The sequence below is a fragment of the Stenotrophomonas sp. PUT21 genome, from assembly GCF_052232875.1.
GTDB lineage: Bacteria > Pseudomonadota > Gammaproteobacteria > Xanthomonadales > Xanthomonadaceae > Stenotrophomonas > Stenotrophomonas maltophilia_N.
In genome coordinates this window covers 1,053,132-1,076,750 of sequence record NZ_CP197645.1, presented here as the reverse complement: position 1 = coordinate 1,076,750, position 23,619 = coordinate 1,053,132, and the positions used below count along the sequence as shown (strand labels likewise).

Annotated in this window: 21 protein-coding genes; 11 read left to right on the top strand and 10 right to left on the bottom strand. The window is 66.0% G+C overall.

The annotated features are described in order from the left end of the window. Positions 1-2: 2 nt before the first annotated feature. Both petA and ACTT2I_RS04990 read right to left on the bottom strand, forming a co-directional pair. A complete protein-coding gene (gene petA, locus ACTT2I_RS04995) occupies positions 3-623 on the bottom strand; it encodes a ubiquinol-cytochrome c reductase iron-sulfur subunit (protein WP_019186259.1) in 621 nt (206 codons plus the stop codon). Positions 624-794: 171 nt separating this feature from the next. After that, complete coding sequence (locus ACTT2I_RS04990; protein WP_421099666.1) at positions 795-1,751, bottom strand: lytic transglycosylase domain-containing protein; 957 nt, start codon at positions 1,749-1,751, stop codon at positions 795-797. Between the two features lie 119 nt (positions 1,752-1,870). Here ACTT2I_RS04990 and miaB point away from each other — a divergent pair, with 119 nt between their 5' ends. The 8 genes from miaB to ACTT2I_RS04950 all read left to right on the top strand — a co-directional run bounded on the left by miaB (position 1,871) and on the right by ACTT2I_RS04950 (position 9,703). Continuing rightward, positions 1,871-3,334 (top strand): tRNA (N6-isopentenyl adenosine(37)-C2)-methylthiotransferase MiaB, encoded by a 1,464-nt coding sequence (gene miaB, locus ACTT2I_RS04985; protein ID WP_088433023.1) that lies wholly within the window; start codon positions 1,871-1,873, stop codon positions 3,332-3,334. 237 nt (positions 3,335-3,571) lie between these two features. Continuing rightward, a complete protein-coding gene (locus ACTT2I_RS04980; RefSeq protein WP_088433024.1) occupies positions 3,572-4,558 on the top strand; it encodes a PhoH family protein in 987 nt (328 codons plus the stop codon). Beyond that, positions 4,555-5,040, top strand: coding sequence for an rRNA maturation RNase YbeY (ybeY, locus tag ACTT2I_RS04975; RefSeq protein WP_121041647.1), 486 nt, complete (start codon positions 4,555-4,557; stop codon positions 5,038-5,040). Before ACTT2I_RS04980 ends, ybeY begins: the two co-directional genes overlap by 4 nt. A 55-nt stretch (positions 5,041-5,095) precedes the next feature. Next, complete coding sequence (locus tag ACTT2I_RS04970; RefSeq protein ID WP_421099667.1) at positions 5,096-5,782, top strand: hypothetical protein; 687 nt, start codon at positions 5,096-5,098, stop codon at positions 5,780-5,782. An 81-nt stretch (positions 5,783-5,863) separates the two neighbouring features. Further along, positions 5,864-6,457 carry a hypothetical protein gene (locus ACTT2I_RS04965; RefSeq protein ID WP_421099668.1) on the top strand — a complete coding sequence of 198 codons (594 nt, stop codon included), beginning with the start codon at positions 5,864-5,866 and terminating at the stop codon, positions 6,455-6,457. A gap of 64 nt (positions 6,458-6,521) precedes the next feature. After that, on the top strand, positions 6,522-7,403 hold the full coding sequence (locus ACTT2I_RS04960; protein ID WP_046272009.1) for an HlyC/CorC family transporter: 882 nt from the start codon (positions 6,522-6,524) through the stop codon (positions 7,401-7,403). Between the two features lie 8 nt (positions 7,404-7,411). Beyond that, positions 7,412-8,689, top strand: a complete 1,278-nt coding sequence (locus ACTT2I_RS04955; RefSeq protein ID WP_421099669.1) for a lipoprotein N-acyltransferase Lnb domain-containing protein — start codon at positions 7,412-7,414, stop codon at positions 8,687-8,689. A gap of 15 nt (positions 8,690-8,704) precedes the next feature. Beyond that, the gene (locus tag ACTT2I_RS04950; RefSeq protein WP_088433029.1) at positions 8,705-9,703 is read left to right on the top strand and encodes a magnesium and cobalt transport protein CorA; all 999 of its coding nucleotides are present in this window, start codon (positions 8,705-8,707) and stop codon (positions 9,701-9,703) included. A 137-nt stretch (positions 9,704-9,840) separates the two neighbouring features. Here the strand turns inward: ACTT2I_RS04950 and ACTT2I_RS04945 are convergent, their stop codons facing one another. From ACTT2I_RS04945 to ACTT2I_RS04915, 7 genes are all read right to left on the bottom strand, one after another. Further along, on the bottom strand, positions 9,841-11,205 hold the full coding sequence (locus tag ACTT2I_RS04945) for an NAD-dependent succinate-semialdehyde dehydrogenase (protein ID WP_421099670.1): 1,365 nt from the start codon (positions 11,203-11,205) through the stop codon (positions 9,841-9,843). A 116-nt stretch (positions 11,206-11,321) separates the two neighbouring features. After that, entirely contained in the window at positions 11,322-12,167 is an 846-nt protein-coding gene (locus ACTT2I_RS04940; RefSeq protein WP_019185856.1) for an ABC transporter permease subunit, read from the bottom strand. Beyond that, entirely contained in the window at positions 12,164-13,075 is a 912-nt protein-coding gene (locus ACTT2I_RS04935; RefSeq protein ID WP_421099671.1) for an ABC transporter permease subunit, read from the bottom strand. Before ACTT2I_RS04935 ends, ACTT2I_RS04940 begins: the two co-directional genes overlap by 4 nt. Next, positions 13,072-14,205, bottom strand: coding sequence for an ABC transporter ATP-binding protein (locus ACTT2I_RS04930; protein WP_421099672.1), 1,134 nt, complete (start codon positions 14,203-14,205; stop codon positions 13,072-13,074). Before ACTT2I_RS04930 ends, ACTT2I_RS04935 begins: the two co-directional genes overlap by 4 nt. A 123-nt stretch (positions 14,206-14,328) precedes the next feature. Further along, positions 14,329-15,435, bottom strand: a complete 1,107-nt coding sequence (locus ACTT2I_RS04925; RefSeq protein ID WP_293980000.1) for a polyamine ABC transporter substrate-binding protein — start codon at positions 15,433-15,435, stop codon at positions 14,329-14,331. Between the two features lie 132 nt (positions 15,436-15,567). After that, positions 15,568-16,965 carry a glutamine synthetase family protein gene (locus ACTT2I_RS04920; protein WP_088433034.1) on the bottom strand — a complete coding sequence of 466 codons (1,398 nt, stop codon included), beginning with the start codon at positions 16,963-16,965 and terminating at the stop codon, positions 15,568-15,570. Next, a complete protein-coding gene (locus ACTT2I_RS04915) occupies positions 16,962-17,720 on the bottom strand; it encodes a gamma-glutamyl-gamma-aminobutyrate hydrolase family protein (protein WP_293980004.1) in 759 nt (252 codons plus the stop codon). Before ACTT2I_RS04915 ends, ACTT2I_RS04920 begins: the two co-directional genes overlap by 4 nt. Before the next feature lie 196 nt (positions 17,721-17,916). Here ACTT2I_RS04915 and ACTT2I_RS04910 point away from each other — a divergent pair, with 196 nt between their 5' ends. Both ACTT2I_RS04910 and ACTT2I_RS04905 read left to right on the top strand, forming a co-directional pair. After that, complete coding sequence (locus ACTT2I_RS04910; RefSeq protein ID WP_293980006.1) at positions 17,917-19,203, top strand: NAD(P)/FAD-dependent oxidoreductase; 1,287 nt, start codon at positions 17,917-17,919, stop codon at positions 19,201-19,203. Positions 19,204-19,828: 625 nt separating this feature from the next. Beyond that, positions 19,829-21,433 (top strand): MASE1 domain-containing protein, encoded by a 1,605-nt coding sequence (locus ACTT2I_RS04905; protein ID WP_421099673.1) that lies wholly within the window; start codon positions 19,829-19,831, stop codon positions 21,431-21,433. Between the two features lie 141 nt (positions 21,434-21,574). On the opposite strand, the gene ACTT2I_RS04900 is transcribed toward ACTT2I_RS04905, so the two are convergent. Then, positions 21,575-21,883, bottom strand: coding sequence for a hypothetical protein (locus ACTT2I_RS04900; RefSeq protein WP_421099674.1), 309 nt, complete (start codon positions 21,881-21,883; stop codon positions 21,575-21,577). A gap of 350 nt (positions 21,884-22,233) precedes the next feature. Between ACTT2I_RS04900 and ACTT2I_RS04895 the strand changes: the two genes are divergently transcribed. Further along, positions 22,234-23,580 carry a diguanylate cyclase gene (locus ACTT2I_RS04895; protein ID WP_421099675.1) on the top strand — a complete coding sequence of 449 codons (1,347 nt, stop codon included), beginning with the start codon at positions 22,234-22,236 and terminating at the stop codon, positions 23,578-23,580. Positions 23,581-23,619 lie beyond the last annotated feature (39 nt).

The window sequence follows — 23,619 nt, the reverse complement described above, 5'->3', positions numbered from 1 at the left end:
GATCAAGCCGCCCCCTGCGGATCAACGCCGATGATGATGGTGTTGTCGTCCTGGTAATGGTGCGGCGGCACCAGCAGGTTGATCGGTGCCGGAACATCCTTGAACACGCGACCGGACATGTCGAAGCGCGACTTGTGGCAGGGGCAGAAGTAGCCGCCCTTCCACTGGGGGTCGTAGGGCTCGGGGCGGATCTCGGCGACCATTTCCGGCGAACAGCCCAGATGGGTGCACAGCCCGACCAGCACCGAGACCTCGGCCTTGATCGAGCGGAACTCGGGATTCTGCTTGAGCACGTACTCGGGCTGCTGCTCTTTCTCGCCCGACTCGGGATCCTTCAGGCGGCCGTCCAGCCCGTGCAGCGCGTCGAGGATGGCCTTGGAGCGCTTGACGATCCAGATCGGCTGTCCACGCCACTCCATGACCAGACGCTGGCCTTCCTGGAGCGCACTGATGTCGGCAATCACCGGGGCACCGGCCAGTTTGGCGCGGGCGCTGGGATTCCAAGACTTGATGAACGGTACCGCTGCAAATCCGACGCCGACCGCTCCGACCACCGCAGTGGTTGCTGAGAGAAACCGCCGACGTCCAGTGTTGACTGGATCGTTTACCCCATCGTTGGCCATCCGGCACTCCGATATTGATTTAGGTAGCTTGAGGCTGCCAGCAGACCGGTGGGGGCCAGTCCACATTGAATCAGCCGCGAGTGTAGCTGAACCGAAGTCGGCCACACAACGCGGTACTACGGAACGACATTACCCCGACAGTACGGCATCAGGTACCACTGGCGCCATGGGTCATTGATGGCTGGCCACGGCACCGCGGTAGCGGTCGGCCAACAGGGCCACCCGCTTCACGTAATACTGGGTCTCGCTGTAAGGCGGCACGCCACCATGGCGGTCGACCGCGCCCTCGCCGGCGTTGTAGCCCGCCGCCGCCAGGGTGAGATCGCCGTTGAAGCGCTTGAGCAGCCAGGACAGGTACTGCACACCGCCGCGGATGTTCTGCGAGGCATCGAAGGAATCGCTGACGCCGAAGCGGCGCGCGGTCGGCGGCATCAACTGCATCAGGCCCTGCGCGCCGGCGCGGCTGAGCGCGGTCGGGTTGTAGGCCGATTCGGCGTGGATGATCGCGCGGACCACCGCCTCTTCCACCCCGAACTCGCGGGCGGCGGCGGTGATCTCGCTCTGGTAAGCGGTGGTGTTGAGCCGCACCGAGCCGAAGTTGACCGCCGGGTTGGCGCCACAGGCGTAGCAGCGCTCGATGAAGCTGTAATGGATGGTGCGGACCTGGCCAACGCTGGCGATGCCGGCCGGGCGTGCGCTGGTGTAATGGCGCACGCCGTCTTTCATATAGGCGTACAGCTGGCCGCTGCGGACCTTTCCAGCCTTGTTGCCGGCCGGCGCCGGGGCGGAGGGCGCGGTCAGCACCGTGGCCGGGGCGGGGGACGGTGCCGGGGCCGGGTTGATCGCGGTCGCCGCGGTGGCGGTATCGGCCCGGCTAGGCGCTGGCGCCGCGCTGGCGATCGGGGTCGCCGGGGTCGGCGCAGGCGGCGCTGCCAGGGCCCGGCGAGGCGCCGCGCCGCGCTCGGGCCGGTAGCTGCTGATCACGCTGCAGGCGGCGCCGGCCACGCGCTTGCTCACATAGCTGGGAACGCCGTCGCTGCCGACGCACTTGTACAGGGTGCCCGCACTGGCCGGCATAGCGGTCAGCGCAGCCAAGGCCAGCGCAGCGATCCCCAACATCCCCTTCATGAGCGGGAGTGTCCCCAATTCGCCGGGGATTGCCAAGGGGGGCGCCCGACCCGGCTACAATGGCCTGCTCACCGCAGCCATCCGGCTGCCTGCCCGCCCACCCGACTGGAATAAGCGCCATGACCGGGACGCCAGCTTCGACCGCGCCGACTTCGGCCGGTTCTGCCTTGCCTGCCTCTGCTCCGCCCAGCTCCGCCCCCCGCCCCGACCTGCTCCCCCTGCCCGGTGCCAGGCCGCAGGTGAACGGTCCGGTGCGCGGCAAGCTGTACATCAAGACCCACGGTTGCCAGATGAACGAGTACGACTCGACCAAGATGGCCGACGTGCTCGCCGCCTCCGAAGGGCTGGAACTCACCGACGACCCGGCCGAGGCCGACGTGTTGTTGATGAACACCTGCTCGATCCGCGAGAAGGCCCAGGAGAAGGTGTTCAGCCAGCTCGGCTACTGGAAGGCGCTGAAGAACAACGGCCGTGGCGTGATCATCGGCGTCGGCGGCTGCGTGGCCTCGCAGGAAGGCGAGGCGATCATCAAGCGTGCCCCGCACGTGGACCTGGTGTTCGGCCCGCAGACCCTGCACCGCCTGCCGGAGCTGATCCGCCAGCGCCGTGAATCGGGCAGGTCGCAGGTGGACATCAGCTTCCCGGAGATCGAGAAGTTCGACGCCCTGCCCGAGCCGCGTGCCGAGGGCGCCTCTGCGTTCGTGTCGATCATGGAAGGCTGCTCGAAGTACTGTTCGTTCTGCGTGGTGCCCTACACCCGCGGCACCGAGGTCAGCCGCCCGTTCGAAGACGTGGTGGTGGAAGTGGCGCAACTGGCCGCCCAGGGCGTGCTGGAAATCAACCTGCTCGGCCAGAACGTCAACGCCTACCGCGGCCCGTATGGCGACGGCGAGTTCGCCGATCTGGGCCTGCTGATCCGCACCATCGCCGAGATCGACGGGGTCGGCCGGATCCGCTTCACCACCTCGCACCCGCTGGAATTCAGCGATTCGCTGATCGATGCCTACCGTGACGTGCCGCAGCTGGCCAACTTCCTGCATCTGCCGGTGCAGGCCGGCAGCGACCGCGTGCTCTCGGCGATGAAGCGCGGCTACACCGCGCTGGAATTCAAATCCAAGATCCGCAAGCTGCGCGCGGTGCGTCCGGACATCTCGATCAGCTCGGATTTCATCGTCGGCTTCCCCGGCGAGACCGATGCCGAGTTCGAGAAGACCATGAAGCTGATCGAGGACGTGGGCTTCGACCAGAGCTTTTCCTTCATCTATTCGCGCCGCCCGGGCACCCCTGCAGCCGATCTGGAAGACACCACCTCCGATGCGGAAAAGCACGCACGCCTGTCGCGCTTGCAGGCCCGGATCAACGAGCAGGCTGCAGCCATCTCCGAAAAGATGGTCGGCACGGTGCAGACCGTGCTGGTGGAAGGCCCCTCCAAGCGCAACCCGAACGAGCTGACCGGCAAGAGCGAGAACATGCGTTCGGTCAACTTCCCGGGGCACCCGCGCCTGGTCGGCCAGTTCGTGGATGTGGTGATCACCGAGGCGTACAGCAATTCGCTGCGCGCGCGGATGGTGACGGCGGATTGAACAAGGTGGCCGGGCCACGGCCCGGTCATCGTTGACGCTTTTTTGACCACGCAATCGAACCCTTTGCCGCAGTAAGGCTGGCGACACCTATCCACAGGTTGCTGCACCGGCGTTGCACAGCCCCTGTGGAAAACCGCTTTCCGCCCGTGCTGTAGCGGCCGCCCCACACCCGCGCTACCCTGTTCTCCCTTTCCCTGCTTGCGGCCCGGTCGGCTGGACCGGCGGCCGCCGGACGCAATGACCGCACTCGCACAACGCGACTTCACCCTCACCCCGGAAGACAACGAGCGCCTGGCCAACATGGCCGGCCCGTTCGACGAACATCTCCGCCAGGTGGAACTCAAACTCGGCGTGGAAATCGCCAACCGTGGCCACGTGTTCCGCGTGACCGGTCCCAAGGCCGTGGTCGCCGATGCGCAGGCCCTGATCGAGGCGCTGTACGCCGAAGCCGGTGACGTGGTGTTCGACAGCCATGCCATCCACCTGCGCCTGAACCAGGCCAACGTGGAGCATGTGGTCGAGCGCGCCTACGAAGCCCAGGAAGTGGCGATCAAGGTCAAGCGCGGCACCGTACGCGGCCGCGGTGCCAACCAGGCCCGTTACCTGCATCAGATCACCACGCACGACATCAACTTCGGCATCGGCCCGGCCGGTACCGGCAAGACCTTCCTGGCCGTGGCCAGCGCGGTGGAAGCGCTCAATGAAGCGCGCGTGCAGCGCCTGATCCTGGTCCGTCCGGCAGTGGAAGCCGGCGAGAAGCTGGGCTTCCTGCCCGGCGACCTGAGCCAGAAGGTCGACCCGTACCTGCGCCCGCTGTACGACGCGCTGTATGAAATGCTGGGCGTGGAAAAGGTGCTCAAGCTGCTGGAGAAGAACGTCATCGAGATCGCGCCACTGGCCTACATGCGTGGGCGCACGCTCAACGATGCGTACGTGATCCTGGACGAAGCGCAGAACACGACGGTCGAGCAGATGAAGATGTTCCTGACCCGCCTGGGCTTCGGCTCCACCGCGGTGGTCACCGGTGATCTCACCCAGACCGATCTGCCCAAGCACGTCAAATCCGGGCTGCGCGATGCGATCGACGTGCTGCGCGATGTGGAGGGCGTGAGCTTCACCTTCTTCGAAGCGCGCGACGTGGTCCGCCACCCGCTGGTGGCCCGCATCGTCAGCGCCTACGACCGCCGCGATCTGCAGCAGGTCCAACCCGGAGCGACCCCATGACCCGTGGTCCCGTGCGACTGGACGTCGCGATCAGCTACGCCCTGCCCCGTGCCGGCCTGCCCTCGGCGGTGAGCTTCCGCAAGTGGGTCGCCGCCGCCCTGAAGGGCCGCATCCGCGAGGCCGACCTGGCGATCCGCCTGGTCGATGCCAAGGAAGGCCAGTCCTTGAACCGCCATTACCGCGGCAAGGATTACGCGACCAACGTACTCAGCTTCCCGGCCGAACTGCCCGAAGGCCTGCCCAAGGGCGTGAAGTTCCCGCTGCTGGGTGATCTGGTGATCTGCGCACCGGTGGTCGCCCGCGAAGCGGACGAACAGGGCAAGGCGCTCAATGCCCACTACGCGCACCTGACCGTGCATGGCGTGCTGCACCTGCTCGGCTGGGACCATGAGGACGAAAAGGAAGCCGACGCCATGGAACAGCTGGAACGGGACATCTTGGCCGAGCTCGGGATCGCCGACCCGTATGCCGGCGAGCGCTGAGCGGCCCCCTCGCTATCTGTGTTGATCCCTCTGCCATACAAGGACGTATGCCGCCATGCCGATTCCTGAGCGTCGTTCCGCACTGGGTCCCGTGCTGCTTGCAGTGTCCTGGGCCGGGCTTCTGTACGCCGCGATCGGAGCCCCGGGGCTCACCGCACTGACGCCGGCGGGGCGTGACCCGGGTGCACTGCAGCTGGGCATGCTGGGGCTGTCGGCGGTGATCGCAGCGCTGTCGTTGGCGCCTGCGCGAAGCTGGTGGGCAGCGCGGCAGCAGCGCGCGCCACTGTCCGCCGCATGGGCCGGGCGTCTGTCCGGCCTGGCCGCCGGGGTGTTCGTGGCAGGCATGCTGACCTGCGTGGTGGCGGGCCTGATCCTGCCTCGTCTGCTGGCCGGTTCTGGCGAGGCGACCCTCAGCGCGGCCGGCTTGAGCGTGGTGATCTGGTCGGGGCTGGCGGCTGCCCTGGTCGCGCCGCTGGGCTGGCGCACGCTGTATCGCTGGTTCGGCCGCGACGGCGTTTCGCCGGGACAGTCATCGACCTTCCGTGCACGGCCGGTGCAGGTGGCCCTACTGTTTGTTCTTGCCGCGTCGTTCGCCCTGTTCTTCGGGCGCGGGCTGCTGTCGGCTACCGCCAGTGGCCCGGGGGCGATCCATCTGGGCACCGCCGCGTTGGTACTGTTCGCGGCGGGGATCGCCGTCGTCACCTTCCTGCCCACGCTGCGCTGGCTGCTGCGCCGCCGGTGAGGCCGTGCCACGCGTGGCCTCCCCCGCTATGATCGTCGCCGCATCCGTGCGCTGCACGCCTCCGTTGATGGATCTGCTTTGATGACCCCGCTGCGACTTGCCTGCCTTGGCCTGCTGGGCCTGCTGCCCATCTCGGCGTTCGCCGATGCGGCCCCGCTGGACCTGACCGCCCTGATCGAATGCCGCCAGAGCGTGGGCGACTACAACGCGGTCGCCCCGGTAGTGGCCGACCCGCTCAAGGCGGTCGCCAACGGTCTGCAGCCGCTGCCGCAGACCAACCAGTTCATGACCGAATTCCGCCTGGCCGCACCGATCACGGTATTTGGGGAGCGCGCCGAGTACATCACGGTCGCCGGGGCCAGCATCATGGCCATCCTGGACCTGGCCGACCCGCGCCCGCTGGCCAAGCGCCTGGCGCTGGAGGATGGCGTGGATACCCCGGAGAAGTTCATGGCCGGCCGCGAACTGGTCAGCCGCGACGTCACCGACCCGCGTACCGGCGAGGCCCTGATCGAATCGGTGATCCTGAGCCTGTCCACGGTCAAGTCCCACCCCGGCAAGACCCTGGCCGGCTGCACCTACAGCCTGGACCTGCCGGCGGAGGAAGACACCCCGGCCCCGGGGGCCGCCCCGACCGCCATGCCGGGCGTGAATCCGCCCCCGGCCGGGCACTGACAGGCGCCCGCATCCTGATAGACTAAATCCAACGCCCGGCACGCCGGGTGCCTTTTTTCCAGAGATGTCTGAAGACGACAGTAGTAGCTCCGCGCAGGAGCACAATGAAAAGAAGCGCAGCTGGCTCGAACGCCTGACCTCTGCCTTCTCCGGCGAACCCCACACCCGCGACGAGCTGGTGGCGGTACTGCACACCGCGCACGAAGACGGCCTGATCGCCGCGGACACGCTGCGGATGATGGAAGGCGCCATTTCGGTGGCCGAGCTCACCGTCGGCGACGTGATGATCTCGCGCTCGCAGATGGTCTCCCTGCCGGTCGAAGCCCCCTTCCTTGAACTGATGAAGCAGGTGGTCGAATCCGGCCATTCGCGCTTCCCGGTGCACGGCGACAACAAGGACGACATCCTCGGCATCCTGTTGGCCAAGGACCTGCTGCGCGGCGTGGTGGCCGACAACGGGCCGGCCAACATCCGTGAGCTGCTGCGCCCGGCGGTGCTGATCCCCGAGGCCAAGAAGCTCAACGTGCTGCTGAAGGAGTTCCGGCTCTCGCGCAACCACATGGCCATCGTGGTGGACGAGTACGGCGGTGTCGCCGGGCTGGTCACCATCGAGGACGTGCTGGAGCAGATCGTCGGCGAGATCGACGACGAGCACGACGAGGCCGAGGACCACACCTCGCAGATCGCGATCCAGGCCGATGGCCAGTACGTGGTCGACGCGTTAACCGCGATCGAGGATTTCAACGAGCGCTTCGGTGCCACCTTCCCCGACGATGACTACGACACCATCGGTGGCCTGGTCACCGAGGCGATCGGGCACCTGCCGGAAACCGGTGACGAACTCACCCTGGACCGCTTCGTGTTCCGGGTGGCGCGTGCCGATGCCCGCCGCGTGCAGGCGTTCCACGTGACCGTACTGCCGCCCGACACCCACAACGAGGATTGACCCACGCCATGCGGCCCCCTTTGAATCGGTGGTCGCTGTGCCGCCTGTTGTTCGTGTTGTCGCTGCTTGCGATGGCCAGCCTGCCCTTCGGGGCACTGGCCGCGCAGGAGGCCGCGCCCGCCACTGCCACTGCCACCCCGGCACCGGCACCGGCACCGGCACCGAGCGAGGCGCCGCGCATCGGCGTGGTCACCATGCAGCCGGGCGAGATCTTCTTCGAGCGCTTCGGGCATGACGCGCTGGTCGTGGTCGATCCGGTGACTGGCGAAGCGACCTCGTACAACTTCGGTTACTTCGACCCGAGCGAGTCCGATTTCATCGGCAACTTCGTGCGCGGGGACATGATGTATTACCTGGTCGCGCTGCCGCTGGGGCAGGATCTCTCCTATTACCAGGAGAGCGGCCGCGGCGCGAGCGTGCAGTGGCTGGACCTGACGCCCGTGCAGGCGCGCACCCTGGCCGAATCGCTGGCCGAACGCGCCAAGCCGGAAAACGCGCGTTACCACTACGATTACTACACCGCCAACTGCGCCACCATGGTCCGCGACGCGATCGATGGCGCCCTCGGTGGCGGCCTGCATTCGCAGCTGTCCGGCCGTTCGCGCGGCAACACCTACCGCAGTGAATCGGTGCGCCTGGCCTCGCCCTCGCCATGGATGTGGCTGGGCTTCGATATCGGCCTGGGTCCGTTCGCCGATCAGCCGCTGTCGCGCTGGCAGGAAGCGTTCGTGCCGATGCGCCTGGCCGATGCGCTGCGCCAGGTCCGCAACAGCGAAGGTCGCCCGCTGGTGCAGGCCGAACAGGAACTGCTGCCGCACCGGATCGCGCCGGAACCGACCGAGTCGCCGCGCCGCTGGTGGCCGTGGCTGCTGTGCGGCCTGATCGCCGCCGCAGGGGTGGCCGCACTGCGCCGCCGGCGTCGTCTGCTCGGTGGCCTCGCACTGCCGTTCTGGCTGTTCTGCGGGATCGGTGGCGCGCTGCTGACCTATCTGTGGGGCTTCAGCGCGCACCAGGCCGCCTGGGCCAACCGCAACCTGCTGCAGCTCTCGCCGCTGTGCCTGCTGCTCGTTCCCGCTGCGATCACCCTGTTGCGCGGCCGCGCGCCGCGCGCAGGGTTCCGCATCGTGCTGTGGGCCGTCGCCGGGCTGTCGCTGCTGGGCCTGGTGCTGCACTGGCTGACCCTGCAGGCGCAGTACAACCTGCAGTGGATCGTGCTGTTGCTGCCGATCCACGTGGCGCTGGCGTGGGCACTGGGCCGCCGTGACCTGCCCGTCACGGGCCGCTGACGCACGATGCCCGCCATGGATACCGTCACACCCGATAACCCCGCCTGCGTCATCAACTGCGTTCATTACGATGACCAGGGCAAGCGCCACGACATCAGCCTGGATGCCATCAGCGATGTGATCGCCAGCGACAACGGCTTCGTGTGGGTCGGCCTGTACGAACCCGACGACAGCGTGCTGCTGAAACTGCAGGAAGAATTCGGCCTGCACTCGCTGGCCATCGAGGATGCCCGCAACGCGCATCAGCGGCCCAAGGTCGAGGCCTACGGCAATTCGCTGTTCGTGGTGGTGACCACCGCGCAGATGGTGGACGAGCGGATCCGCTACGGGGAGACACATGCCTTCCTTGGGCCCCGCTTCCTGGTCACGGTGCGCCACGGCGCGTCGCTGTCCTATGCCGCCCCGCGCGCCCGCGTGGAACGCGAGCCGGAGCTGCTGCGCACCATGGGGCCCTCGTACTGTCTGTACGCGGTGCTGGATTTCGTGGTCGACAATTACCTGCCGATCACCCAACGCTACCGTGACACGCTGGAACTGCTGGAGAAGGACATCTTCTCCGACAACTACAAGCGCCAGACGGTGGTGCGCCTGTACGAGCTCAAGCGCGAGCTCAACAAGATGCGCATGGCCGTCGCACCGCTGCAGGACATGCTCTCGCAGATCAAGCGCTACCAGGGTGAGCTGGTGCCGGACGAAGTGAAGCTGTACCTGCGCGACGTGCACGACCACGCGGTGCGGATCAGCGATGTGATCGATACCCTGCGCGAAATGCTGGGCACCGCCCTGAGCGTGAACCTGTCGCTGGTGACGCTGGCCCAGGGCGAGACGGTCAAGCGCCTGGGTGCGTGGGCCGCGCTGCTGGCTGCCCCGACCTTGATCACCAGCTGGTACGGCATGAACTTCACGAACATGCCCGAGCTGGACAAGCCGTGGGCCTATCCGGCGATGATCATCGGCGTGGGTGCGGTGTGCGTGGGCCTGTACCGGTTGTTCAAGCGCGCACGCTGGTTGTAGGCAGCGCGGCTGCGCATTCGCGCATCCACCCCACGCTTTGCTGCGCAAACCGCGGGCCCCGGCTCACCATCCCCACAACCCCGCGCCTGTCGGCGCGCCCCCTTGAACTCCAAGGGGGGCTATGGCTCCAGACGCAATCAAGCCACGTAAACGGTCTTGATGTTCATGAACTCGTGGATGCCATGTTCGGCCAGTTCGCGCCCGAAACCGGAGCGCTTGCTGCCGCCGAACGGGAGGCGTACGTCGCTTTTGACGATGGCGTTGACGAAGGCGGCACCACATTCCAGTTGCTGGGCGATGGCTTCGCCGCGGGCCGCATCGGTGGTCCACACGCTGCCGCCCAGGCCGAAGCTGGTGTCGTTGGCCACGCGCAGTGCTTCGGCGTCATCGCTGACGCGCAGGATCGCGGCGGCCGGGCCGAACAGTTCTTCGTCATATGCCGGCATGCCGGGGCCCACGTTGTCCAGGATGGTCGCCGGATAGCCGGCATGCGAACCGGCCACCGGCTCGCCGCCCAGCAGCAGCTTGGCGCCCTTGGCGATGCTGTCCTGCACCTGCTTGTGCAGTTCGTCGCGCAGGTCCGCTCGCGCCATCGGGGCCAGCGTGGTTTTCTCGTCCTGCGGATCACCGTAGACGCGCTTGCCTGCAGCGGCGACGAACTTCTCCACGAACGCATCGGCGATTGCATCGACCACGATGAAACGCTTGGCCGCGATGCAGGTCTGGCCGCTGTTGTCGAAGCGTGACTTCACCGCGGCGGCGACCGTCTTCTCCAGGTCTGCATCCTCCAGCACCACGAAGGCATCACTGCCACCCAGTTCCATCACGCACTTCTTGAGCTGGTCGCCGGCATTGGCCGCGATGGACCGCCCGGCACGCTCGCTGCCGGTCAGTGTCACCGCCTTGACCCGCTTGTCGCGCAGCACTTCGGCGGCCTGGTCGTTGTCGATGTGCAGCACGTCGAACACGCCCTCGGGCAGGCCGCCGTCACGGCACACGGCCAGGATCAGGTCGGCGCATTGCGGCACGTTGCTGGCGTGCTTGAGCAGGGCCACGTTGCCGGCCATGAACGCAGGCGCGAGGAAGCGGAACACCTGCCAGATCGGGAAGTTCCACGGCATCACCGCGAACACGCAGCCGATCGGCTCATAGCGCACGTAGCTGCGCTGGGCTTCGGTATCGATCAGCTGCGGCTTGAGGTAATCGGCCGCGTGATCGGCGTAGAACTCGCAGGCCTCGGCGCATTTCTCGATCTCACCCAGCGCTTCGGCCTTGAGCTTGCCCATCTCGGTGGTCATCGCGTGCTGGATGTCACCCTTGCGCTGGCGCAACTGGGCGGCGATGGCGCGCAGGATCGCCCCGCGCTCCTGGAGCGAACGCGCTGCCCACGCCGGGAACGCCTCGGCGGCCGCAGCCAGACGCTGCTCCACCTCCTTGGCGGTGAGCAGTTCGTGGCGGTAGGTGACCTGGCCGGTCGCGGGATTGATGATGTCAGCGGTCATCGCGGGTCTCCGAAAGTCAGACCCGCATTGTGCGCCCGGCCTCGTGAGCCGGATGTTGCCGGATCAGGGTGAACGCCGCGACACAGCGTCGCAGCAGCGCCCTGCCCCGGCACCGTTCAGCTGGGGTCCTGCAGCGCCATCTGCATGTCGCGCTGGCGGCGTTTCTCGGCCCGGGCCGTGATGTACCAGCCCACCACGGCCGCGATCGACACCGCCAGCACCATCAAGGTGGCCAGCGCGTTGATCTCCGGCTTGATGCCCATCCGCACCGAGGAGAACACCTTCATCGGCAGCGTGGTGGAGTTGGGACCGGCCACGAAGCTGGCGATCACCACGTCATCGAGCGAGAGCGTGAACGCCAGCAGCCAGCCGGCCACCAGCGCCGGGGCGATGATCGGCAGGGTGATCTGGAAGAACACCTTGAGCCGGCTCGCGCCGAGATCCATCGCGGCCTCTTCCAGCGAGCGGTCCAGCTCCTGCAGGCGCGAGGACACCACCACCGTCACGAAGGACAGGGTGAAGGTGACATGCGCGATCCAGATGCTGGTGACACCACGGCTGGGGAAGCCGGGAATGCCGCCCATCGCCACCAGCAGGGTCATCAGCGAGAAGCCCAGGATCACTTCCGGCATCACCAGCGGCGCGGTGATCAACGCGCCGAACAGGGTCTTGCCCGGGAAGCGGCGCATGCGGGTCATCACCATCGCCGCCATCGTGCCGAGCACGGTGGCCGCGCAGGCGGTCCAGAACGCGACCTTGAGGCTGATCCACAACGCATCCAGGATCTGGCGGTTGTTGAACAGCTCGCCGTACCAGCGCGTGGAGAAGCCGGACCAGACGGTGGCCAGCTTGGAGGCGTTGAACGAATACACCATCAACAACAGGATCGGCAGGTACAGGAAGGCGAAGCCCAGCCCGAGCAGGCTCCAGCCCAGCCAGCGGTTGCTGCGCACCATGCTCATGCCAGCTTCCCTTCCAGCTCGCGCTGCTGCATGCGGTTGAACAGCAGGATCGGCACCAGCAGCAAGGCCAGCATCACGATCGCCACCGCCGAGGCCGTCGGCCAGTTGCGGTTGTTGAAGAACTCGCCCCACAGCACGCGGCCGATCATCAGCGTGTCCGGCCCGCCGAGCATTTCCGGGATCACGAACTCACCCACGGCCGGGATCATCACCAGCATGCAGCCGGCGATGATCCCGGTGCGCGAGAGCGGCAGCGTGATGCGCATGAAGGCCTGCCACGGCTTGGCGCCGAGGTCGTAGGCGGCCTCGAGCAGGCGGTTGTCCAGCTTGACCAGGTTGGCGTACAGCGGCAGCACCATGAACGGCAGGTAGCAGTACACGATGCCGATATAGGCCGCAGTCGGGGTGTACAGGATCTGCAGCGGCGCATCGATCAGGCCGATCTTGAGCAGCAGCTGGTTGAGCAGACCGTTGCGGTCCAGGATGCCGATCCAGGCATACACGCGGATCAGGAACGAGGTCCACGAGGGCAGCACCACCAGCATCATCGCCACGTTGCGCGCGGCCGGGCTCATCCGCGAGATCACATACGCCATCGGGTAGCCGATCAGCAGCGTGAGCAGGGTCGAGATGACCGCGATCTTGATCGAGCTCAGGTAGGCCAGCAGGTACTGGTTGTCCTTGATCAGGGCCGCATAGCTGCCCAGGTTGAGCTTGAGCGAGAACGCGCCGTCCACGTACTCCAGCAGCCAGGTATACGGCGGCGAGCCGACCTGGGTGCGCGCGAAGGAGATCATCAGGATGATCACGAACGGCACCGCGAAGAACAGCAGCAGCCAGAGGTACGGCGCGGCGATCACGCCGGCGCGCGTGCCCGGGAGCCAGCGCTTCCAGCCGGTCGCGGTCATGAGGTCAGCACCACGCCGTCGTTGTCGCGCCAGTGCACCCAGACGTTATCACCCCAGGTCAGGCCATCGCTGGCCCAGCGCTGCGAGTTGGCGAAGTTGGACAGCACCTTGGCCCCGCTCGGCAGGCGCACATGGAACACCGAGTGGCTGCCGAAGTACGCGATCTCCTCGATCACGCCCTGCGCCTTGTTGGTGTCACCGGCCGGTTCGTCCTTGCCGATCATCACCTTCTCCGGGCGCAGCGCGAAGGCCACTGGCTGGCCCTCGTAGCCGGTGATGCCGTGGGCGACGTAGATCGGCGCGGGGAACAGCGGCGTGCGCACCGTGACGTACTCGGGCAGGTCCTCATCGAGCACCCCGTCGAACAGGTTCACCGAACCGATGAACTCGGCCACGAACCGGTTGGCCGGCTGCTCGTAGATCTCATCCGGCTTGCCGACCTGCTGGATCCAGCCGGCATCCATCACCGCGATCCGGGTGGCCATGGTCATGGCCTCTTCCTGATCGTGGGTGACCATCACACAGGTCACCCCGGTGGTCTCGATGATGTTGACCAGCTCCAGCTGCATCTGCGAGCGCAGCTTCTTGTCCAGCGCGCCCATCGGCTCATCCAGCAACAACAGCTTCGGGCCTTTGGCCAGCGACCGCGCCAGCGCCACGCGCTGCTGCTGGCCACCGGAAAGCTGGTGCGGCTTGCGCTTGGCCAGCTTGCCCAGCTGCACCAGGTCCAGCATCTCGCCGACACGGCGGTTGATCGCATCGCGCGCCATGCCGTCCTGCTTCAGGCCGAAGGCGATGTTCTGCTCCACCGTCATGTGCGGGAACAGCGCGTAGGACTGGAACATCATGTTGATCGGGCGCTGGTACGGCGGCAGCGCGTTGATGCGCTGGCCGTCCAGGTCGATGGTGCCCTGGGTGGGGGTCTCGAAGCCGCCCAGGCAGCGCAGCAGGGTCGATTTGCCGCTGCCCGAGCCACCCAGCAGCGCGAAAATCTCGCCCTTGCGCACGTCCAGGGTGACGTCATCGAGCGCGACGAAGCCGTCGAACTCTTTGCGCAGCGCGCGGATGGACAGGTAACCCGGTTCCAGGACCGGGAGGACCGCGCCTTCCGGCTTGGCTTCAAATGGCATGGGGAGCGGCTCCAGGAGCGGCGGCAGGACGGGGGGAGCATCCCATTTTACCGGTGGTGGCAGCGTCATGTCCTACCCCCTGAAACGACGACGCCGGCCCGGGGCCGGCGTCGCGCGGGGCGGTCAGCGCCCGGTTTTCACCTCGGTCCACAAGCGGGTGTAGAGCTTGTCCACTTCCGGCGTATTGATCGAGTAGGTGAACATCTTGGCCGCCACATCGGCCGGCGGGTAGATGGTCGGGTCGGTGCGGATCGATTCGTCCACCAGCGGCGTGGCCGCGGTCACCGGGTTGGCGTAATGGATGAAGTTGGTGTTGGCCGCGGCGACCTTCGGTTCCAGCAGGTAGTTGATGAAGGCGTAGGCCGCCTCCGGGTGCTTGGCATCCTTGGGGATGGCCAGCATGTCGAACCACTGCGGACCACCTTCGCGCGGGATCGAGTAGGCCACGGTCACGCCGTTGGAAGCTTCGGCCGCGCGGTCGCGGGCCTGGATGATGTCACCGGACCAGCCCACCACCAGGCAGGTGCCGCCGTTGGCCAGCGAGCCCACGTACTGCGAGGAGTGGAAGTTCTGCACGTACGGCCGGATGCTCTTGAGCAGCGCGGCGGCTTTCTCCAGCGTGGCCGGGTCCTGGCTGTGCGGATCTTCGCCCAGGTAGTGCAGCGCGATCGGGATCATGTCCGACGGCGTATCCAGGATGGTGATCCCGCAGTCCTTCATCTTGGCGATGTTTTCGGGCTTGAAGATCAGGTCCCAGCTGTTGGCGATGTCGGTGCTGCCACCGAAGCGCTGCTTGAGCAGCTCCACGTTGTAGCCGATGCCGGTGGTGCCGATCATGTACGGCACGCCGTACTCGTTGCCCGGGTCCTGCTGGGCGATGCGCTTCATCACCTCCGGGTCCAGGTTAGCCAGGTTCGGGATCTTGCTCTTGTCCAGCGGCAGGAACACGCCGGCCTTGATCTGGCGGCCGAAGAAGTTCAGCGTCGGCACGACCACGTCGTACCCGCTGTTGCCGGCCAGCAGCTTGGTTTCCACCATCTCATCGCTGTCGAACACGTCATAGGTCACCTTGGTGCCGGTGGCCTTTTCGAAGTTCGGGATGGTGTCTTCAGCGATGTAATCGCTGTAGTTGTAGACGTTCAGCACCTTGGCGTCGTCCTGCTTGTCACCGCCGCCACAGGCGGTCAGCACAGAAACGGCAATGCCGAGGGTGAGGATTCGCAGCTTCATCGGACTCTCCACAGGTCAGGTGCGAGTTGGGGGGAACCGGCCGGACCGGCGCAACGGGTGCCAGCCTACCGGGCATGCCCCCATTTTCCCAGCACACGGCCCTCACGGCCATGCCGGATGTGGTGCGTGGGCTCAGACGTTGAGCAGCAGGAACTCGCGCTCCCAGGAGCTGATCACCCGGAAGAAGGTCTCGTACTCCTTGCGCTTGACCGACACGTAGGCGCGGCAGAAGCGCTCGCCGAGCATCTCGCGCAGTTCCGGGCAGCCCTCCAGCCCATCCAGCGCCTCGCCCAGCGAGCGCGGCAGGTCGTAGCCCAGCTCCTTGGCGCTGCCGCTGATCGGCGCGGTCGGCGAGCACTGCTCGCGGATGCCGAGCAGGCCGGCGGCCAAGGTGGCCGCAATGGCCAGATACGGGTTGGCATCCGAGCCGGCGAAGCGGCTTTCCACCCGCATGTTCTCCGGCGTATCCAGCGGCACCCGCAACCCGCAGGTGCGGTTGTCGAAGCCCCAGTGCACGTTGCTCGGGGACACCTCGCCGAACATCAGCCGGCGGTAGGAGTTCACGTTCGGGGCGAAGAATGCCATCGCCGCCGGCACGTACTTCTGCAGACCGGCCAGGTAATGGCCGAACAGCGGGCTGAAATCCTCACCGCCATGCTCGCCGCTGAACACATTGCTGCCATCACTGATCCGCAGCAGGCTCTGGTGGATGTGCATCGCACTGCCCGGCTCGTTCTCCATCGGCTTGGCCAGGAACGTGGCGTAGATGCCGTGGCGCATCGCCGACTCGCGCATGGTGCGCTTGAACAGGAACACCTGGTCGGCCAGATCCATCGCGTTGGCGTGGGTGAAGTTGACCTCCAGCTGCGCGGCGCCGGATTCGTGGATGAGCGTATCCACGTCCAGCTTCATCGCGTCGCAGTAGTCGTACATCAGATCGAGGATCGGATCGAACTCGTTGACCGCATCGATCGAGTACGACTGGCGCGCCGTCTCCGGGCGCCCGGAGCGGCCGGCCGGCGGCAGCAGCGGGAAATCCGGGTCGGTGTTCTTCTGGACCAGGAAGAACTCCAGCTCCGGCGCCACCACCGGGCGCAGGCCCAGCTCGGCATAGGCATTGAGCACCCGACGCAGCACATTGCGCGGGGCCAGCTCGTGCGGCTCGCCGGTCTTGGTGAAACAGTCGTGGATGACCTGCGCGGTGGGATCGGTCGCCCACGGCACCATGCGGACGGTGTCGGCATCCGGGCGCAGGATCATGTCCGAATCCGAGGGCGAGGTCAGCTCGTAGTAGTCGTCCGGAAATTCGCCGGTGACCGTGGTGGCGAAGATGCCCTCCGGCAGGCGGGTGCCGTAGTCGTGCGAGAACTTGTCGGCCGGAATGATCTTGCCGCGCGCATTGCCGGTGATGTCCGGCACCAGGCACTCCACCTCGGTGATGCGCCGGTCCTTGAGCCAGCGCAGCAGCGTGCTCTCCTGCGGAACAGGCTTGGGGGCGGCGGCTTTGCGCGAACGCGTTCGGGTGGTCATGACCGGTCTGCTGTAAGAGAGTTGCGGCGACAAGCATCGCCGAAAGCGTGAAAAATGCTGTGATAGAACGGATTGTCGGCCACCCGCCACTCGGGATGCCACTGCACCCCGAGCACGAAACGGTGCGCGGTGCTGCGCGCCGCTTCGATCAGGCCGTCCGCAGCGATGGCCTCGACCCGCAGCCCGTCGGCCAACCGATCGATGCCCTGCCCGTGCACGGAATTGACCCGTGCCGTGGGCGCGCCGGCCCAGCCGGCCAGCCAACCGCCCTCGGACAGCTGCACCGCATGTGCCGGACCATACTGCACTTCCACCGCGGCCTGCGGGTCTTCGCGATGATCGCCCAGGCCCGGCACCTCGTGCACGCGCGGATGCAGGCTACCGCCAAGGGCGACGTTCAATTCCTGGAAACCACGACAGATCGCCAGCACGGGCAGATCGCGGGCCAGCGCTTCATGCAACAGCGACAGCGCGGTCGCATCGCGCGCCGGATCATGCCGATTGCCCGGCCAGCTCGGCGGCCCCGCATACAGATGCGGCTCGATATTGCTCACCGCGCCGGTCAGCAGCAGGCCCTGCAGGCGGTCCAGCCAATGCGCAGGCGGCAACGGCGGTTGCAGGCTGGGCAGCAGTACCGGGGTGACACCGGCGGCCTCGACCAGCGCGCGGATGTACTTTTCACCCGCCGCCGCGAAGCGGTGATGGCCCAGCATCGTGCTGTCGGTGGGCAGGCCGACCCAAGGGGGCGAGACCATGCGTCATGCTCGGATGACCTGCAGCCACGTTACCCCCGTGCGCAGATCCCGCGCAACACAGCGCCGCATCGTCGGCGCACACCCCCTCACACGCCGGGGGCAGATGCTGCGACAGACTGCCCCCTGTCCTGCGCGCCGGTTGCTGGCATCCTTTGTCCATGATTGTTGCCCTGTCCCCTTCCCGCCGGAGCCCGGCATGACGACCGCCGGCGAGGCACACGCCCCCAGCTGGTATGCCGACAGCGTGCCTGCCGCCCCGCTGCGTGAACCACTGGCGGGCGATCTGAACGCCGATGTGTGCGTGCTTGGCGCCGGCTACACCGGGCTGTCCGCCGCCCTGACCCTGGCCGAGCGTGGCTATCGCGTCGTGCTGCTGGAGGCCCACCGCGTCGGCTGGGGCGCCTCCGGCCGCAACGGCGGCCAGGCCATCGTCGGCTACGGCTGCGAGGTGGACACGCTAGAGCATCTGGTCGGCGCCGAGGACGCGCGGGCGCTGTTCGAGTTCTCCCGCGATGGCATGCGCCTGCTGCGCGACCGCATCACCCGGCATCAGATCGACTGCGACTGGCGCGACGGCCACGCCAGCGTGCCGATCAAACCCCGCCAGGAGCGCATGCTGCGCGCCGGGCTGATCGATCTGGCCCAGCGCTACGACTATCCCCTGGAATGGTGGGACCGCACCCAGCTGCGCGGGCAACTGGACAGCCCCCGCTATCGCGGCGCGATGTTCGATCCGCACAGCGGCCACCTGCATCCGCTGGCCTACGCGCAAGGCCTGGCCCGTGCCGCCGAGGCAGCCGGGGCGGTGATCCACGAGCAGTCGCCGGTACTGCAGCTGATCCGTGGGGCCCGGCCGCAACTGCGCACCGCGCACGGCACGGTCAGCGCCGACCACGTGGTGATCGCCGGCAACGCCTGGCTGGAGGGCATCGCGCCGGAGCTGGAATCACGGATCATGCCGGTTGGCACCTATATCGGCGCCAGCGCGGTCCTCGGGCAGGCGCGGGCGCAATCGCTGATCCGCAACGACATGGCGGTCGCCGATGTCAGCTGGGCGCTGGACTATTTCCGCCTCAGCCGCGACCACCGCCTGCTGTTCGGCGGCCAGGCCAGCTACTCCGCCCTGCCCCCGCCCGGCCTGCGCGGGGTGATGACCCGGCGCATGCGTGCGGTGTTCCCACAGCTGGCCGACGTCGAGCTGGAGTACGTGTGGGGCGGTTATGTCGACATCACCCGCAACCGCGCCCCGCACTGGGGCCGGCTGACCCCGAATGTCTATTTCGCGCAGGGCTTTTCCGGCCACGGTGTTGCCGCCGCGGGGCTGGCGGGCCAGGTGCTGGCCGAAGCCATCGCCGGGCAGGCAGAGCGCCTGGATGTGTTCGAACGCATTCCCCACCGGCCCTTCCCCGGCGGGCGCATGCTGCGGACCCCACTGCTGGTGGCGGCGATGTCCTGGTACAAGCTGCGCGATGCGTTGTGGTGAGGGTTCAAGGGGCTTTCGGCGGGGGCGGCGGGTTCGGCGGTGGTGCCGGCCGGGGACTGCGTGGCGGCGGGCTCGAACCCTTGCGTCGATTCGACACTTGCAGACACTCAACGAGCTCCGCGGCCGTCCGCCGGGGGATTGTGAAGAACGTCGTGCCGTAGGCTGCTCGCCTGACGCACTGCAACGGAAAAGTGAGACGCGGCGCGGCGTCTGAAATCAGGCATTCCACTTTCCGGAAGTTCCAGAACAGGAGGGGCAGCAGATGTTATGGCAGTGCTTACCACGCCTTTCACGTGTCGGATCACATAACAACGAAACGAGCAGAATGCGTCACATCAACGCCCGCGGTGGCTGAGACAGGCCTTCGTCGAGCTCATGGCTTGATCCGCGTGGCTGCAGCGCCTCACCAACGCCGGCGCCCGAGCCGGTGTGAAGGGCATCACCCCAAAATGAGATATGTGTCACGCCCATGAACGTGACACATGCCTGTGCGTCCATCCATACCTTATGCCGCCAACGCGCCGGACCGCTTTCGCAATTGCATAATCGGGCGCGTATATATACCGTCCAATCTAATCGCGGCATTGCTACACAGGGATGTTGAAGGCACGAACAGGGGGAGCCAGTGCGCGGAGAATGGTGGAAAAACGGACTTCAGTTGAATCTGCGCATCGAGCCGATCGGGCTTGTTCTTGCAGTCGTCTATGCGTTTGCATGTTGGGGAGCGCGCAAACTGTCCCTAGACCAGTTCTACCTGCCTGCAGGTATACGAGTGGCTGCGCTACTGCTCTGCCCGCCCCGGCTGTGGCCCTACCTGTTCCTCGGCGAATACGCCTACTTTGCTCAGATGCGTTACCCGATGGTCGACAAGTACGGGGTGACGTGGGTCATCCTCGCCTCCGTCTCGCTGATGCCCACGGTAGCAATGATCGTGCGACTGCATCGCAAGGTGGTGGCCGCGACCACCCAAGCCTGGCTCCTATCGGTTGGCGCCGCATCGGCCGTAGCTGTCACCTCGTTGAATCTGGTGCTTATGCACTTGCTTTGGCCCACCCCGGATGTACCACTACTTACCGGTGCGGCGCGCTACATCGTAGGCGACTTCATCGGCATTCTAACGGTCGTGCCGCTTGCCCTGCTTTGGGCAAGCAGGCGCACCGAACTGACATGGACGGGACGTTTCCTCACACCGAGTATCGCTGCGCTGGCGTTGATGATCCTGACCGGGATGGCCTCGGCGCTGGTTCCCGCAGAATCAGCCACGGTCAAGACGAGTCTGCAGTTGTTGATGGCGCTACCGGCCATTGCCCTTACCTGCCTGCTTGGTTGGCGCGGAGCGGCGATAGCCGTGCCATCACTCAATCTGATCATTGGGCTTACGACACCAAAACCGTATCCGTTGGCATTTGATCCAACGACCTTTACAACCCAGATGGTCATGGCTATTGCCAGTGTCGCTCTGCTTTTGTTCGGTTCGCGCATTACGCACTATTATCATCGTTACCGGATCCGTGACGACGGCGAGAAAAATGCCCTGAAACTGGCAAGAAATTCGCATATTGCAAGTGAAAAGAGCCTTCGCGAGCGTGCACTCCACCTCAGGAAACTCGGTGACGGTATCGAGATATCTCTCAAGGAAGTGGTGAACTGGCTGAAATCGCAGGGCCACCATGAGATCGCACGTGGGCTTTTGAACACAGCGACGGTGCACTCACAGCAATTCCGCACACAGGCAAGCATGGTCTATCCCACCACACTGGATCAGTTGGGCCTCTACGTTGCCCTGCAGGCCGGCGGAGTGCGCGAGTGCTGGGACCAGAGCAACCGGGTGACCCGGCCTCGTTTGGAGGGCGACCCCTGCATGCTGAGCACAGGCCTGCAACTGGCAGCCTACCGGGCGCTCATTGAGGCGGTATCTCTGCTGTTGGAACATGAGTTCGGGCAGGTAATGGTCCGCGCCCGGTGCGGAGCGCGAGCGTCACAGCGGGGAATCCTTGTAGTGGTTGCACTTCTTGATTCGACACAGCCGTTGTCCGACACAACCATCGCGTTGGTCAATGAGCATTTGGCGGGCTTGCCTCTCGCTTACGGAGGCGTCGTACAGTGCCGTCGAAACCGGATCAGAATGCTGCTGACGGAAACGCCAACACACTCATCCAACAGAGCCACTCATTACGATTCGGCGGACAGCAGAACATCGGACTTTGGCAACAGTCGGGCATTAACCTGATCAAATTCTGGTCCATCCTGCAGCGGGTTGCACCAACGATGACGGTTATTCGCAGGAGGCCCCGCCGCCCCAGTTTTTCTTTCAACAACGTGCTGTCACCCTGCGGGTGACAGCACGTTACGGCAAGCGTGTCAGCTGTCTCTAGCGCTGCTCATCTGCAACTTCGACAGCCCACACGGCGTCGCCGCCCTGCCCATAGCGTACCAACGAGAAGTTGGCTCCCCGATACAGTTCAATCCTCGGTGCGCTAGTGGGATGCTGCACGTGCTGCGTCGGCAACGACACCCGAGCACGGCCGTCACCGGCGGGCAGTGTCCAGAACACGTCATCGGTGTTTCCGATAATCACCTGTACGCGTCCGGCGAGATCATTCACCTGGAAGTACGAGATACCGTCGCGCTGGAATCCGTACACGAGCCAGTTCGGATCCTGACTGAGGTTGACAGCCATTGGCTGCGCTTGACCCAGTCCACTTCTCGCCAGAGGAGTTCCGTGTCCGTCCGATTGCGCCATTCCAACCATCGGAACCGACGCGAGAATAACTACACCCACAACACCAACAATCCTTGGAATGCGCACATTTACCTCCTGATTAAAACGTTGAGGGGAACTTCAGTGATAGTAACCGTAAGCGGACATCCATCAATCAACAGGGTCCGCCCGAGCCGCCAGCACAGGGCGGCGACCCACCCGGCAACCCGGCCGGGGCTGCGACATTGCGCGGCACCCCCTCGCCCCTAAAGTTACGTGTGAAACCGCCGCTACCAGTCCCGACCCACTCGGAACCGAGCGTACGCCTCATGCCGGCACTATTGCAGGGCGCTGTCCTCAGCGACCCCGGTGATGCCCTGCCCCAGCGGATCCTGCTGGTGGAAAACTCGCGCACGTTCACCAGCATGCTGCGCGAGGCGATCGAGCAGCGGTTGGAGCTGCCGGTGTCGGTCGCGACCAGCCTGGCCGAGGCCGGGCGGTTGCTGGATGAGGAACAGGGCTGGTTCCTGGTCCTGACCGGGCTGGTGCTGGCCGATGGCGACCGCGATACCGTGGTCGACTATTTCCTGTCACGCGGGTTGCCCACGGTGGTGGTCAGCGGCGTCTACGACGAGGACCTGCGCAAACGGGTGCTGCAGCAGCAGATCATCGATTATGTGCTGAAGAACACGCCAGGCAGCATCGATTATCTGGTGTGGCTGGTGCAGCGGCTGGAGCGCAACCGGCGTATCGCCGCACTGGTGGTGGATGACTCGATGTCGGCGCGGATGTACGCCGCCTCATTGCTGCGCATGTATGGGCATGATGTCCATGAGGCCGCCGACGGTGCCGAGGGGCTGAAAGCCATCGAGGCGCACCCGGCGATCCGGCTGGCGGTGGTCGACCAGGAAATGCCGGGCATGGAGGGCGTGGAGTTCACCCGCCGCCTGCGTACGATGCGCTCGCGCGACAAGCTGGCGGTGATCGGCATCTCCGGCAACACCGACCCGTCGCTGATCCCGCGCTTCCTCAAGAACGGTGCCAACGATTTCCTGCGCAAGCCCTTCTCGCGCGAGGAATTCTTCTGCCGCGTCTCGCAGAACGTGGACCAGCTGGAGCTGATCGGCACCCTGCAGGACCTGGCCACCCGCGATTTCCTGACCGGCCTGCCCAATCGCCGCTGCTTCCTGGAACAGAGCCAGCGCCAGCTGCCGCAGCTGCACCTGGATGGTGAGCAGGTGGCGGTGGCGATGATCGACATCGACCACTTCAAGCACATCAACGATACCCACGGCCACGAGGCCGGCGACGATGCGCTGCGCGCGGTGGCCGCTGCGGTGGCCCAGCATGCGCGCCAGGAAGATCTGATCGCGCGCTTCGGTGGCGAGGAGTTCTGCCTGCTGGTACCGGGCATGGATGAAGAGCAGGCTGTCCACTACTTCGACGAGCTGCGCCAGACCATCGCCGGGCTGGAGGTCGACCTGGGCCACACCACGCTGCGCATGACGGTCAGCATCGGGCTGTGCTGCCTGCGCCCGCAGCGCGATTCGCTGCACCGCCTGATTTCCGAGGCCGACCGGCAGCTGTACCTGGCCAAGGCCGGCGGCCGCAACCGGGTCCACTGTGCCACCGTGGCCACCGGCCCACGCCAGCGCGAGCCTGCCCTGGTGCCTTGATCGAGATCAACGCGGCCCCGGCCGCGACTGCCTAGAGTC